4 protein-coding genes are annotated in these 14,160 nt (G+C 74.0%); all 4 read right to left on the bottom strand.

Going from position 1 to position 14,160, the window contains the following annotated elements:
• Positions 1 to 10: 10 nt before the first annotated feature.
• From AB0J42_RS05830 to AB0J42_RS05815, 4 genes are read right to left on the bottom strand one after another with little or no spacing between them, the layout of a single operon-like run.
• A complete protein-coding gene (locus tag AB0J42_RS05830; RefSeq protein ID WP_364289322.1) occupies positions 11 to 6,436 on the bottom strand; it encodes an amino acid adenylation domain-containing protein in 6,426 nt (2,141 codons plus the stop codon).
• The gene (locus AB0J42_RS05825; protein ID WP_364289320.1) at positions 6,426 to 10,469 is read right to left on the bottom strand and encodes an amino acid adenylation domain-containing protein; all 4,044 of its coding nucleotides are present in this window, start codon (positions 10,467 to 10,469) and stop codon (positions 6,426 to 6,428) included. Before AB0J42_RS05825 ends, AB0J42_RS05830 begins: the two co-directional genes overlap by 11 nt.
• Positions 10,466 to 12,235: a carbamoyltransferase C-terminal domain-containing protein gene (locus AB0J42_RS05820; RefSeq protein ID WP_364289318.1), complete on the bottom strand. Its 1,770-nt coding sequence runs from the start codon at positions 12,233 to 12,235 to the stop codon at positions 10,466 to 10,468. Before AB0J42_RS05820 ends, AB0J42_RS05825 begins: the two co-directional genes overlap by 4 nt.
• Positions 12,232 to 14,121: an amino acid adenylation domain-containing protein gene (locus AB0J42_RS05815; RefSeq protein ID WP_364289316.1), complete on the bottom strand. Its 1,890-nt coding sequence runs from the start codon at positions 14,119 to 14,121 to the stop codon at positions 12,232 to 12,234. Before AB0J42_RS05815 ends, AB0J42_RS05820 begins: the two co-directional genes overlap by 4 nt.
• Between the last annotated feature and the right edge of the window lie 39 nt (positions 14,122 to 14,160).

Below are 14,160 nucleotides of genomic sequence, written 5' to 3'. Positions count from 1 at the left end.
AAGGGTCCTCTCATGACTCGGACGGCAGGAGCCGCGCGAGCTCGTCGTCCGGCAGGGCCAGGACCAGCCGGTCGAGCTCCGCGCCGAGTTGTACGGCCAGCGCCGAGATGCGGGGTTCGGCCAGGATCTGCTTGATGCCGAGGTCCACCCCGAACTCGGTGCGGATGCGGAAGGCGATCTGGACGGCGTCGAGCGAGGTGCCGCCGAGTTCGAAGAAGTCGTCGTCCACGCCGGGCCGCTCGACCCCCAGCACCTCTCGCCAGATGTCCGCGATCGCCTCCTCGACCGGGTCGCGGGGCGCCACGTACGGAGTGCCGGCGGCCGGCCGTCCCGGGTCGGGAACCGGGAGCGCGGCCCGGTCGATCTTGCCGTTGGGGTTCAGCGGGAGCCGGTCCATGACCATGACCGCGCTGGGGACCATGTGTTCCGGCAGCGTCGCGGCGAGGTGGCCGAGCAGTTCCTCGGCGCTGACGGCGGCCTCCGGCTGGACGTAGGCGAAGAGCCTGCCCTCGGGCGCGGTCACCACGCACGTGGCCACCGCCGGGTGCGCGGCCAGGGCGGCCTCCACCTCGCCGAGCTCCACCCGGAAGCCCCTGATCTTGACCTGGTGGTCGCGGCGGCCGAGGAACTCCAGGGTGCCGTCGGGCCGCCAGCAGGCCAGGTCGCCCGTACGGTAGAGCCGGGCTCCCGGGGTGCCGGAGAACGGGTCGGCGACGAAGCGGTCGGCGGTCAGGCCGGGCCGCCGCCAGTAGCCGACGGCGACTCCGGGGCCGCCCAGCCACAGCTCGCCCGGCACGCCGGCCGGGGCCGGCGAGAGGGCTGTGCTCACCACCCAGGCCTGGGTGTTGGCGATCGGCGGGCCGATCTGACCGTTGGTGGCGGGGATGTCGGCCAGCGGCAGGCAGGTGGAGATGCTGGTCACCTCGGTCGGGCCGTAGATGTTGTGCAGCCCGGGGTGGTCCGCCTGGCGCAGGCTGGCCAGGTTGACGCGCTCACCGCCGATGTAGACCTGGCCGACGGTGCCGAACACGGCGGGTTCGGCGGCGACGGCCGAGTTGAACAGCGCGGTCACCAGGGCGAGCGTGGTCACGCCCTCGGCCTTGACCAGTTCGGCCAGGCGGGGCGGCGACAGCACCGTCTCGTTGGGCACGATCACCAGGCGTCCGCCGTTCAGCAGCGCACCCCAGAGCTCGAACAGCAGCGGGTCGAAGGAGGCGTTGGAGAGCTGGGCCACCACGCTGCCGGGCCCGAGCCGCACGTAGTCGGTGCCGCACACCAGGCGCACGATGCCGCGGTGCGCCACCGCGACGCCCTTGGGCCGGCCGGTGGAGCCGGAGGTGTAGACGACGCTCGCCACCCGGTCGCCGCCGCCGTGACCCGTCTCCTCCACGGCGCCTTCCGGTCCGGCGATGTCCTCCAGGGGCATGCCCTGGCCTTCGGCGAGCGGCAGGCCGCTCAGCAGGTGGCGGTGCCCGAGCACCACGCCCGCGCCCGTGTCGGCCAGCATGAACGACAGCCGCTCGGCCGGGTAGGACGGGTCGAGCGGCACGTACGACCCGCCGGCCCGCAGGATGCCGACGATCGCCGTGACCAGGTCGGCCGAGCGTTCGGCGCAGAGCCCGACCAGGTCGCCCGGGCGCACGCCCGCCTCGCGGAGCCGCCCGGCGACCGCTCCCGCGCGCTCCCACAGCTCGGCGTAGGTCAGCCGTACGTCTCCGTCCACCACGGCCAGGTTCCGGGGCCGCAGCCGTACGTGCTCCGCCACCAGCTCTTCCAGCGACCGCTCCAGCGGCGCCGGGCGGGCGGTGGCGTTCCAGCGCTCCACCTGCGCCAGCTCCGCCGGGGCGGCCAGCGGCGCGGCGGCCACCGGCGCGTGCGGATCGGCGGCGACCTGGTGCAGCGCGGTCAGGTAGTAGTCGCGGACGCGGCGGACCTGCTCGGGCGCGAACTCGCCGGAGTGGAAGTCGAGGCTCATCAGCAGCCCGCTGCCCGAGCGCGGGTTGCGCAGGAAGCCGCAGACGAACGGGTAGTTGGTCGGCTCGACCCGCAGCGTGGTGTAGGCGTCCAGCTTGGGGTCCACGAAGGCGATCTCGCCGCCGTCGAGCAGGTCCTTCAGCACATGGAAGTGGTTGTAGACGAAGTGCGTCTCGTACAGCGGGCCGCCGCCCGCCAGCTGCTGGATCTGCGAGGTGGGGAAGCGGCGGTGCGGCAGCAGGCTGTTCTCCTCCTCGAAGACGGCCCGGATGAGCTCGTCCCAGGTGCCGCCGACCCGCGCCCTGATCGGCAGCGAGTTGAGGAACAGGCCGCGCGACTCGGTGCCGTCGGCCTCCTCCAGCCGCCCGTTGAACGCCATGCCGGTGACGACGTCCTCCGTCCCGGCCAGGTAGGCGAGCACGCGCAGGTGCACGGCCAGCAGCACGCTCTTCAGCGGCACCCCGAGCTGCTCGGCGGCCCGCTCCAGGCCCTGGCAGAGCTCGGCCGGGATCTTGGTCTCTCGCCAGGCGTAGAACTCGCTGCTGCCCTCGGGCAGGGTCCACTCCTCCACCTCGTAGGCCGGGGCGGTCTGGGCCGCGGGACAGCCGGCCGGCCAGCGGGGCAGCGTCAGCCGCTCCAGGCCGGCCAGCCGCTCGCTCCACCAGGCGCGCTCCTCGCCCGACTCGATCGCCTGCCGTTCGGCCTCGACGAAGTCGCGGTAGGTGGAGGCCGGAGGCGGCCCGGCCGCGGCGGCGGGGTCCTTCAGCAGGGCGAGGTACCGCTCCAGGATCTCGCCGATCGTGGAGTGCAGGCTCCAGCCGTCGAGGATGGCGTGGTGCTCGACCAGCGTCCACTGGAAGGAGTCGTCGCCGCGCCGGTGGACGAAGAAGCGCCAGAGCGGCGGTCTGGCCAGGTCGAAGGGGCGTTCGCGCTCCCGGTCGACCAGCTCGCCGATGATCCGGCCCTGCTCCTCGGCGCTCATCCCGCGCAGGTCCGCCACCTCGATCGGCAGTTCGGCGGTGCGGTGGACAAGTTGCAGCATGTCGCTGTAGTCGCTGAGGTGGAACGAGGTCCGCAGGATGTCGTGGCGCAGCACCACCTGCGCGGTCGCCTCCCGGAACGCCCGCTCGGCCCATGGCGCCCGCAGGTGGAAGCTGTCCACGTTCTGGTAGAGCATGCGGTCGTCGGACTCCATGTGGAAGACCATCCCGACCTGCAGCGCCGCCATCGGGTACGCGTCGGCCACGTCCTCGGGCAGCCTGGCCCGGTCCTGCTCCGATATCAGCGCGAACGGCTCCCGCTCCCGCGCCACCGGCGCCGCGGGCGTGATGCCGGTGGCCAGCTGCGCCACGGTCGGCAGCTGGAAGAGCCGCTGCAGCTCGAAGTCGAAGCCCCGCTCGCGGGCCAGCGCCAGCACCTGGACACTGCGGATGGAGTCGCCGCCCAGGTGGAAGAAGTTGTCGGTGACGCCCACCCGGTCCAGTTCGAGCACCTCGGCCCAGATCTCGGCCAGCACCCGCTCGGTCTCCGTGCGCGGCGCGACGTAGGCCCTGCCCAGCGCGGGCCGTTCCTCTGCGGGGTCGGGCAGCGCGGACCGGTCGATCTTGCCGTTGCGGCTCTGCGGCAGCTCGTCGAGGATGACCACGATCGAGGGGATGAGGTGCGCGGGGAGCCTGGGCTCCAGGAACTCGTGCACGTCCTCGACGCTCAGCTCGCCGCGCGCCTCGACGTAGGCGACCAGGCGCCGCTCCGGCGAGCCGTGCGCGACGACGACGCACCGGCCTGCCCGGGGATGCTCGCAGACGGCGGCCTCGACCTCGCCCGGTTCGATGCGGAAGCCGCGGATCTTGAGCTGGTGGTCGGCGCGGCCGTGGAACTCCAGCGTGCCGTCGGGCCGCCAGCTCGCCAGGTCGCCGCTGCGGTACATGCGCGCCCCCAGCCGGCCGGAGAACGGGTCAGGCAGGAAGCGCTGGGCGGTCAGGTCGGGCCGCTTCCAGTAGCCCCGCGCCACACCGTCGCCGCTGACGTGGATCTCCCCGATCACCCCGGCCGGGACCGGCAGCCCGTCGCGGTCCAGGACGTGGATGCCCAGGTCCGGCAGGGGTACGCCGATCGGGCTGGTCCGCCCGGTCAGCAGCTCCCGGGTGAGCGGGGCGTAGGTGCTGTGCACGGTGGTCTCGGTGATCCCGTACATGTTGACCAGCCGCGGCGCGTCCTCGGGGTGCCGCTCCCACCAGCGCAGCACCGAGTCCCGGTCCAGCGCGTCGCCGGCGAAGACGACCAGCCGCAGCGCCAGCTCGGCGGCGCGGCGCTCGTCCACGCCGGCGAACTGGCGGAAGACGGCTGGGGTGGCGTTCAGCACGGTCACCCGTTCGCGGGCCACGAGGTCGTAGTACGCCTCGGGCTCGCGGCTCTCCCAGTGGCTCACCACGACCAGGCGGCCGCCGGTGCCCAGGCAGTTCCACACCTCCCAGACGGAGACGTCGAAGGAGCTGGAGTGCAGGAGCGTCCAGACGTCGCCGGGGCCGAAGCCGTAGTCCGGCTGGGTGCCCGCCAGCAGCCTGGCCACGTTGTGGTGGGTGACCATGACGGCCTTGGGCGTGCCGGTGGAGCCGGAGGTGTAGATCAGGTAGGCCAGGTCGCCGGGGTCCGGCCCGGGGCCGTCGTAGGTGGCCTCGCCGGCCGGCGCGTCGGCCAGGACCGTGCGGTACTCCCCGTCCGGCAGGTCGACGCCGCGCTGCGTGACCACGGTCTTCAGCTCGGCGTCGGCCAGCATGAACGCCAGGCGCGGCGCCGGGTAGGCGGGGTCGAGCGGCACGTAGGCCGCGCCGGTACGGACGATGGCGAGCATGCCGACGACGAGTTCCGCGCTGCGCCGGCAGGCGAGGCCGACCAGGTCGCCCGGTCCCGAGCCCAGCCGGGCGGCCAGGGCTCCCGAGCGCTCCCACAGCTCGGCGTAGGTGAGCCGGAGCGGCCCGTCGGTGACGGCGACGGCGTCCGGCCGCGTCTTGACCTGCTCGGCGACCAGGCCGGGCAGCGTCATGCCCGGTTCGATCCGCCGGGCCGGTCCCGACCAGCGTTCGATGAGCCGCCGCTCGGCTTCCGGCAGCGCGCTGACGCGCGAGACGGGCAGGTGAGGCTGGGCCAGCAGCCCCGCGAGGAGGGTCTGCCACTGATCGGCCAGCCGCCGCGCGGTCACGGCGTCGAACAGCGCGGTCGCGTACTCCAGCTCGACGCGGAGCTCACCGTCGCAGTCGACCACGGTGACGCTGAGGTCGAACTTGGCGGTGCCGGTGTCGGCGGGCAGCTGCACCGCCTCGGCGGCGCCCAGCCGCCAGCGGGAGCGCTCCTGCCGGTGCAGGCCGAACTGCACCTGGACCAGCGGCGGGTGTGACAGCTCGCGCTCCGGCTGCAGCGCGTCGGCCAGCGCCGCGAACGGCACCTGCTGGTGGGCCTGCGACTGCGCCGACGATTCGTGCACCCGCTCCAGCAGTTCGGCGAAGGTGGGGTCGCCGCCGAGGTCGGCCCGGACGATGAGGGTGTTGACGAAGAAGCCGACGAGTTCCTCCAGCTCGGGGGCCGGTCTCCCGGCCACCGGCGTGCCGATCACCAGGTCGGTCCGCCCGCTCCAGCGGCCGAGCAGCAGCACGAAGGCCGAGAGGAGCACCTCGAACACTGTCACACCGGACGCCCTGGCCAGCTCGCGGACCCGGCCGGGATCGGGGAGAAGGAAGTGCTCGGTGGCGCCGTCGTACTCCTGGACCGGCGGGCGGCGGCGGTCGGTGGGCAGTTCGAGCAGCGGCGGCAGGCCCTCCAGGTGGTCACGCCACCAGGCCAGTCCCTCCTCCAGCGGCCTGGCCCGCTCCCACGCCGCGTAGTCGGCGTACTCGAGGGGAGGCCGGGCGGGCTCGCCGCCGGCCAGTTCCTCCAGCATTAGCCCGAGCGACCAGCCGTCGACGGCGATGTGGTGGAAGCAGATCCACAGCAGGTGGTGTTCGGCGGCGTGGCTGATCAGGCCGGCGCGCAGCAGCGGCGCCGCGGCCAGGTCGAAGGGCTCCCTGACCCGCTCGCCGGCGAGTTCCACGGCGGCCGCCCGGCCGGGCGCCTCCTCGTGGCGCCAGGGCACGTCGGCGCGTTCGTGGACCCGGGTGCGGGGGCGGCCGCCGGCGTCCGCGGTGAAGGCGGTGCGCAGCACCGCGTGCCGGTCGGCCAGTCCCTGGACGGCGCGGCGCAGCTCGTCCGCGTCGGCGTGCCCGTGCAGCTCCAGCAGTACGGGGACGTTGTAGAGGGGGGTGCCGGGGCGCCACTGGTCGAGGAACCAGAGCCGTTCCTGGCCGGATGAGAGCGGATCGTCGCCCGGCCGCCTGCGCGGCACCCTCGGCGAGGCGGCAGCGGCGTCGCCGAGGCCGGCTTCGGCGAGCAGCTTGTCGATCAGCAGCTCTTGTGCGCGGTCAGTGTGCATCTGCGATCTCTTCCTCCGCGCCCACGGGGGCTTGCCGTACCTGCAGGACGATGGCGGCTATCCGGTCCAGCCGGTCGGGGTCCGCCTCGCGTAACGCGGCGGCCAGACGCTGGACGGTCTTGTGCCGGAACAGGTCGCGGACCGACACCGAGGTGCGCAGGGCGCGCTCGGCCCGGGTGGTGACCTTGACGGCGTGCAGCGAGTGGCCGCCGAGTTCGAAGAAGTCGTCGGTGGCGTTCACCTGTTCGAGGCCGAGCACCTCGGCCCAGATCCCGGCCAGCAGTTCCTCCACCGGACCGGCGGGGGCGACCGCCCAGGCCTCGGCGCGCCGCTCCCCGGGCGCCGGCAGCGAGGACGTCTCGGCCTTGCCGTTGGGGCCGAGCGGTATCCGGTCCACCAGGATCACATGGGCGGGCACCAGATGCTCGGGCAGTTCACGGGCGAGGGCGTCGCGGACCGCCTCGGTGGTCAGCCCGGCGCCGCCTGCCTGCACGTAGGCGATCAGCTCCACCGGGCCGTCCTGCGGGCTGCGCGCGACGACGGCGCAGGCGCGCACGCCGGGCAGCGCCGACAGGGCCAGCTCGACCTCGCCGGGTTCGACGCGGAATCCGCGGATCTTGACCTGCCGGTCGATGCGGCCGAGGTATTCGAGGGTCCCGGCGGGCGTCCAGCGCGCCAGGTCGCCGGTGCGGTAGAGCCGCCGGCCGGGCACGCAGGAGAAGGGGTCGGCGACGAAGGCGCCCGCTGTGGTGCCGGGCCGCCGCCAGTAGCCCCAGGCCACGCCGGGACCGCCGAGCCACAGCTCGCCCGGCACCCCCTCCGGGGCGAGGTCACCGGTGTCCAGGTCGACGACGTAGGCGGTGGTGCCGGAGATCGGCCGGCCGATGGGCCCGCGCGTGCCGGGCGGCTCGGTCAGCGGCCGGCAGGAGGAGAAGGTGGTGACCTCGGTCGGGCCGTAGACGTTGTGCAGGGTGCGCGGGCCGCGCCCGCCGCGCAGCACCTCGCCCACCCTGGCCACGTCGAGCGCTTCACCGCCGAAGTAGACGTGGTCGACGGTGGCGAAGGCGTCCGGCTCCTCGGTGGTGACGGCGTTGAACAGGGACGTGGTGATGAAGAGCGTGGTGACGTGGCCGGCCCGGAGCAGCCCCGCCAGCGCCGGCGGCGCCAGGACCGCCGCGGGCGGGACGACGACCACCCTGCCGCCGTTGGCCAGCGCGCCCCAGACCTCGAAGGTGATGGCGTCGAAGGAGGCGTTGGAGAGCTGGGCGAGCACGGTCGTGGTGTCGAGGGAGACGTAGTCGGCCCCGTGCACCAGCCGGACGACGCCGCGGTGCGGGACGACGACGCCCTTGGGGCGGCCGGTGGAACCGGAGGTGTAGATGACGTAGGCGGCGTCCTCGGGACCGATCGGCACCTCAGGTGCGGCCGCCGGGCCCTCGATGACGCCGTCGATGGTGCCGTCGATGGTGCCGTCGATGGTGCCGTCGATGATGATCGTCTCGGTTCCCGTACGCGGCAGCGCGGCCAGCAGGTCGCGGTGCCCGACGAGCGTGCCCACGCCGGTGTCCGCCACCATGAAGGAGAGCCGGGCGGCCGGGTAGGACGGGTCGAGCGGCACGTAGGCCGCACCGGCGCGCAGGATCGCGAGCATGGCGACGACCAGGTCGGCGCCGCGGTGACAGGCCAGGCCGATCAGCTCGCCGCGGCGCGGGCCGAGCCGCGCGGCCAGTGCTCCCGACCTGGCCCAGAGCTCGGCGTAGGTGAGCTCGACGCCGCCCGCCGACACGGCCACCGCGTCGCCGCGGTCGGCCACCTGCCGGGCGACCAGCTCCGGGACCGTGGTGCCGGCGACGCGGTCCCAGCTCGCCTGCTCGTCGGCGGCGCGAGCCCAGCCCGTGAGCCGGCGTCGCTGGACGGAGGGCAGCGCGCCGATCCTCGACACCGGCTCCGCCGGCGCCGCCAGCAGCCCTCGCATCAGCTCCAGCCACTGGTCGGCCAGGCGGCCGGCGGTGTCCGCCTCCAGCAGGTTGGCGGCGTACTCCACCTCCAGCAGCATCTCCCCCGGCGCCTCGTGCAGGGTGAGCATGAGGTCGAACTTGGCCGTCCCGGTGTCGGTCTGGCGCAGCCGCGCCGTCAGCCCGTCGGCCAGTTCCCAGTGGTGGTGCGAGGGCCGGTAGTGCGCGAAGGCGACCTGCACCACGGGCGCGTGGCTCAGCGTCCGCTCCGGCTGTAGCGCCTCCACCAGCAGGGCGAACGGCAGCTCCTGGTGGCCGAGCGCGGCGGTCGCGCTCTGCCGTACCTTCTCGACGAGCTGCGCGAAGCTCGGGTCGCCGCCCGCGTCGGCGCGGACGACCAGGGTGTTGACGAAGAAGCCGACGAGCGGCTCCAGCTCAGGCAGCGGCCTGGCCGCCACCGGGGTGGCGATGGGCAGGTCACTCCGGCCGGTCCACCGGCGTAAAAGCAGCGCGAACGCCGACAGCGCCACGTCGAACACGGTCGCCGACCGCGACCGCGCGAAGTCCGCCAGAGCCGCGGCCAGCTCCGGCGGCAGCTCCCGGCGTACGGTCCCGCCGCGGAAGCTCTGCACCGCCGGGCGCGGCCGGTCACCCGGGAGCTCCAGCAGCGGCGGCAGCCCCGCCAGGTAGGAGCGCCACCACCGGAGGTGGTCCGCTGTGGGACGGCCGCGCTGCCAGGCCGCGTAGTCGGCGTAGCCGACCTCGTGCGGCGGCGGCAGCGGCAGCCCGCGGTAGGCCGCGCCCAGGTCGTCGAGCAGGTGACCCAGCGACCAGCCGTCGACGGCCAGGTGGTGGATGCACAGGTGCAGCAGGTGCCGGTCCGCTCCGACGCTGACCAGCCCGCCCCTGATCAGCGGCGGGACGCTCAGGTCGAACGGTTCGGCGACGTGGGCGCGCGCCAGCCGCCAGGCGTCCGCCCAGTCGCCGGCCTCCTCCCGCCGCCAGGGCACCTCGGCGTCGCGGGTCAGCGGCCTCGGCTGGCCGTCCACGTTCTCGAACGCGGTGCGCAGCGCCGGATGGCGATCGGCCACACGCTGCAGCGCCTCTCCCAGCCGGGCGGCATCCACCGGTCCGGTCAGCTCCACCACAAGCGGCACGTTGTAGAGCGCGGTGCCGGGACGCCACTGCTCCAGGAACCACAGGCGCTCCTGCTCCAGCGAGACCACGGCGGGCCCGGACGCGCCGCCCAGAGGGTGGGCCGTTCCGGCTGCGGCGCGCTCGACGACCTTGGCGCAGCCGCCCAGGGTCGGGGCGGTGAACAACTCGTCGAAGTGCACCTCGACGCCGAAGGCCGCGCGGATCCTGCTCAGCGTCATCGCGGCCAGGATGGAGTGGCCGCCGATGGCGAAGAAGTCGTCGTCCACGCCGACCCTGGGCACCCCCAGCACCTCGGCCCAGATGGCGGCCAGCTTCCGCTCGGTGGGGGTGCGCGGGGCGACGTAGACGGTCTCGTCCCGGTCTTGGAGCTCCGCCACCGGTTCGGCGGCGACGACCACGTCCGCCAGCGGCGCGTCCGGCTCCTCGGCCAGGAGCAGCAGGAGGGTCTCCAGCCGGTCCAGGTGCCAGCGCATCGCCTGCTCGGTGTAGCGGTCGGCGTCGTAGTCGCACTCCAGCAGCCGGCCGTCCGGGGCTTCGGTCAGCAGGAACACGCAGTCGCAGTCACGTAGCTGCAGCGCCGCCCGCTCGGCCTCGGCCCGGTCGATGTCCGCCGCCACCAGCATCCGGAGCTCGGCGCGGTCCGGCGGGCCGCCCGGCCGGGAGGCGGAGCTGAGCAGGTCGCCCATCCGGGTGCCGGCGCCCACGGGGGAACTCAGCGCCACCAGCCCGCCGTCCGCCGCCGCCACCGTGACCTCGTCCGAGTCCGGTGTGGCTATCAGCGCCATCGCCGCCGCCGCGAGCCAGGCCAGGGGCGTGCCCGGGTGGTCCGCGACGGCGAGGCGGGCCGACAGGTGCCCGCGGACGTAGCCGGGCCGCACGGTCGGGGGGACGTCGGCCGGGAGTGTGGTCGCGCGGTTCACGACGCGCTCCCCGGCAGCACCACGTGGTCGCCGATGACCAGCCGGTCCAGGCCCGAGCGCAGGAAGGTGTCGACGGCCTCGCGTGGCGTGCGCACGATCGGCTGGCCGCGCATGTTGAACGAGGTGTTCAGCAGCACGGGGATTCCGGTGCGGGCGCCGAAGGCCTCTAGGAGCGCATGCAGGCGGGGGTTGGCGTCGGCCCCGAGCGTCTGGACCCGGGCGGTGCCGTCGATGTGGGTGACGGCGCCGAGCCGGTCGCGGTGCTCCTGGCGGGTGCGGGTGGTGAACAGCATGTGCGCGTACTGCCGTTCGTGGCCGCGCCTGATCTCGAAGAACGACGGCGCCGCCGCCTCGGTCACCACCGGGGCGAAAGGCCTGAAGTCCTCCCGTTTCTTGATCAGGTTGTTGATGTGGTCGCGCATGCGGGCCTCGCGCGGGTCCGCCAGGATGCTGCGGCATCCCAGCGCGCGCGGGCCGAACTCCATGCCGCCCTGGAACCAGGCCACCACCTCGCCCCGCTCCAGCGCCCGCGCGGTCTCCGCCAGCAGTTCCGTCTCGTCCGTCACCCGGCGGGACCGCACGTCGTCCCTGGTCGCCAGGTGCTCGGCGATCTCGGCGGACATGTACGCGGCGCCCCAGTACGGCATCCGCATCGGCTCGATCGGGGTCTCCGGCTTGCGCGTCGCGTGCAGGTACAGCGCCGAGCCCACCGCGGTCCCGTCGTCGCCCGCGCCCGGCGGCACGAAGACCCGGTCGAAGAGGCGGCTGCGCAGGATGAGCCCGTTGGCGGTGCAGTTGAGCGCGACACCGCCCGCGTAGCACAGGTCCCGCAGCCCGGTCTGGCGGCGGAAGTGCCGCAGCACGTGGAGCAGGCAGCGCTCCAGCGCCACCTGCGCCGCCGCCGCGACGTCCATGTGCCGCTGCTCGATCGGCCCGCCCGGCTGTCTGGCCGGGCCGAACATCTCCTCCAGTACGGCCAGCACACCGCGATGTGTCTCGCGCTGCAGCAGGTCTCCGTCGCGGGCCAGGATCGGCAGGGCGAAATCGGGGCCGGAGCGCAGGTGCACGAGCTGCCGCAGCTCGCGCTCGTAGCGGGTGCGGTCGCCGTACGACGCCAGGCCCATCATCTTGTACTCGTCGAGCGCCATCTCGAAGCCGAGGTACAGGGTGAACACGCCGTAGAGGGTGCCGAGCGAGTGCATGGCCGGGACGGTGTGCAGGACCTCCAGCTTGCCGCCGGTCCCGGCGAGCACGGTCAGGCTCTCCGTCTCGCCCCGGCCGTCGGCCACGAGCACCAGGCAGTCGTCGAACCCGGAGGCGTAGTAGGCGCTGGCCGCGTGGGCCAGGTGGTGCGGAACCGGGGTGAACCGCGAGCGCACCGCCGCACCGGGGAAGTGCTCGGCGAACCAGTCCACCTGGCGTTCCGGGTCGTACACCTCGGTGAAGCGCCTGGCCAGGTAGTCGTCTCCGGATTCCAGCCCGGAACGCTCGTGGGCGAAGCCGTGGCCGATCAGGTCCAGGTCGTCCAGCCCGAGCCCGGCCCAGTCCAGGCAGTGCTTGATGGCGTTGACCGGGAAGCGCCCGGTGGCCTTGTCGCCGGTGAACCGCTCCTCGGCCGCGGCGGACGCGATCCGGCCGTCCACGACGAGCGCCGCCGCCGAGTCACGGCCCTGGCTGATTCGGTACTCCCGCTCCGACAGCCCGGGCAGTTCCCGCCGTTTGAACTCCTCGGAGTTGTGCAGGCCGCTGATACCCAGGATTCTCATCGCGCCTCCACGAGGGTCTCCGCGTGCGCCTGGAGCGCCGTCCTGTCGATCTTCTGGCTGCCGGTCAGGGGAAGGGCCGGCAGGATGGCGACGTGCTGGGGCATCAGCGCGCGCGGGAGCCACTGCTCCAGGTGCTCGCGCAGCTCGGCCCCGCGCAGCCCGTCCGCCTGCGCGTACAGGACCAGCCGCTTGTCGTTGGCGCCGTGCTCCACCACCACCGCCGCGGCCCTGACGACCCGGCTGTGCCGTTCGGCGACGGCCTCGATCTCCTCCAGCTCGATCCGCTGGCCGCGCAGCTTCACCTGGTGGTCGGCGCGGCCGTGGTAGGCCAGCGTGCCGTCCTCGCGCCACGCGCACAGGTCGCCTGTCCGGTAGACCCGGCCCAGGCCGGGATGCTCCTGGAAGAAGGCGGCCGTCCGTTCCGGGTCGCCGACGTAGCCGAGCGCGAGCTGCGGGCCGCTCAGCACCAGCTCGCCGATCTGCCCGACCGGGGCCGCGCGATCCCACTGGTCGAGTACGGCGGCGCGGATGCCGGGCAGCGGCCGACCGATCGGCACCGGGTCCTCCGGCGGGCCGGCCACGTGATGGAGGACCGTGTAGATGGTGGTCTCGGTCGGCCCGTAGCCGTTCCAGACGCGGGCTCCGGTGCGCCGCAGCCCGGCCGCCAGCGCGGCGCTGAGCGCCTCACCGCCCGCGATGACGTCCGCGCCTGCCAGCGCGCCCGGTTCCAGGTACGGGACGGTCATCCGCCAGGTGGTGGGCGTGGCCTGGACCAGGTCCAGGCGTCGGCCGGAGAGCCAGGCCGCCAGCCGTTCCGGGTCCCGCTGCAGGTCCTCGCCGACCAGCAGGAGGCGGCCGCCGGTCGCGAGCGGCAGGAAGATCTCCATGGTCGACATGTCGAAGGTCAGCGTGGCCATGCACGTGACGTGCGGACGGTCTGCGCCGATCAGGTGGGCGATGGCGCCCACGCAGTGCCGCAGCGCGGCGTGCGGGATGGCGACTGCCTTCGGGGTGCCGGTGGAGCCGGACGTGGACAGCGCGTAGGCGACGCCGTCGAGCTCCACCGGAAAGCCCGGCGGTGTGACCGCGGCTCCGGTGCCGGTGTCCAGGGTGAGGGCGGTGCATCCCGGCACGCCGGCGCCGGGCGGCAGCACCGCGTACCGCGCGCCCGCCGACTCCAGCTGGCGGCTCAGCCGCAGCGGCGGGTGCGCCGGGTCGAGCGGCAGGAACCCGGCGCCGAGCGACCAGGTGGCCAGCAGCGCCGCGATGGTCTCGATGCGGCGCGGCAGGCCGATGCCGACCAGGTCTCCCCTGGTGACCCCGGCCCGCGCGAAGCCCGCGGCGACGGCGGCCGTGAGCTCGCCGAGCTGCCGGTAGGTGAGGACCCTGCCGCCCTGCTCGATCGCCACCGCGTCGGGGCGGGAGGTCATCTGCTCCCGGATCATGGACGCCACCGTGCGGTCGGTGTCCCAGGCGCGTTCGGCGTGGGCGCCCGCGACGACGCGCTCGTCCTCCTCGCCCCACAGCCACGCCCGCCCCGCCGGCTGCCCGGGGTCCGCGGCGAGGGCGGCGGCCAGGTGCCCGCGGAGCAGGGGCTCGGCCTCGACGGAGCGGGCGCCGGGATCCGCCGCGATCGCCCGCCCGCCCCCGGTCACGGATACCACCGGGCCGGCCGTCCCGGGCACGGCCGCGGCCTGTCCGGCGACCGCGCTCAGCGGCGCCCGCCAGGGCAGCCGGATTTCGTGCCCGCAGATCTCACCGCTCAGCTCATCGGCGCCGGCCCGCCGGGCGAGCACCACCAGCCCGGCCGCCGCGATTACCGCACCGGAAGGGACGTCGAGTTTGTCAGCGAGCCGTTCCGCGGCCTCGAATATCTGATTCTCCATGCAGACCACGCCAATTCGCAAGAGTGGTAATTCCACGAA

It is taken from the genome of Nonomuraea sp. NPDC049649 (genome assembly GCF_040675175.1).
GTDB lineage: Bacteria > Actinomycetota > Actinomycetes > Streptosporangiales > Streptosporangiaceae > Nonomuraea.
This window is presented reverse-complemented; position numbering and strand designations above follow the sequence as displayed.

Excerpts from the sequence above, each read along its gene's own strand:
- AB0J42_RS05815 (WP_364289316.1), bottom strand. The coding sequence starts at position 14,121 with ATGGAGAATCAGATATTCGAGGCCGCGGAACGGCTCGCTGACAAACTC.
- AB0J42_RS05820 (WP_364289318.1), bottom strand. The coding sequence starts at position 12,235 with ATGAGAATCCTGGGTATCAGCGGCCTGCACAACTCCGAGGAGTTCAAA.
- AB0J42_RS05830 (WP_364289322.1), bottom strand. The coding sequence starts at position 6,436 with ATGCACACTGACCGCGCACAAGAGCTGCTGATCGACAAGCTGCTCGCC.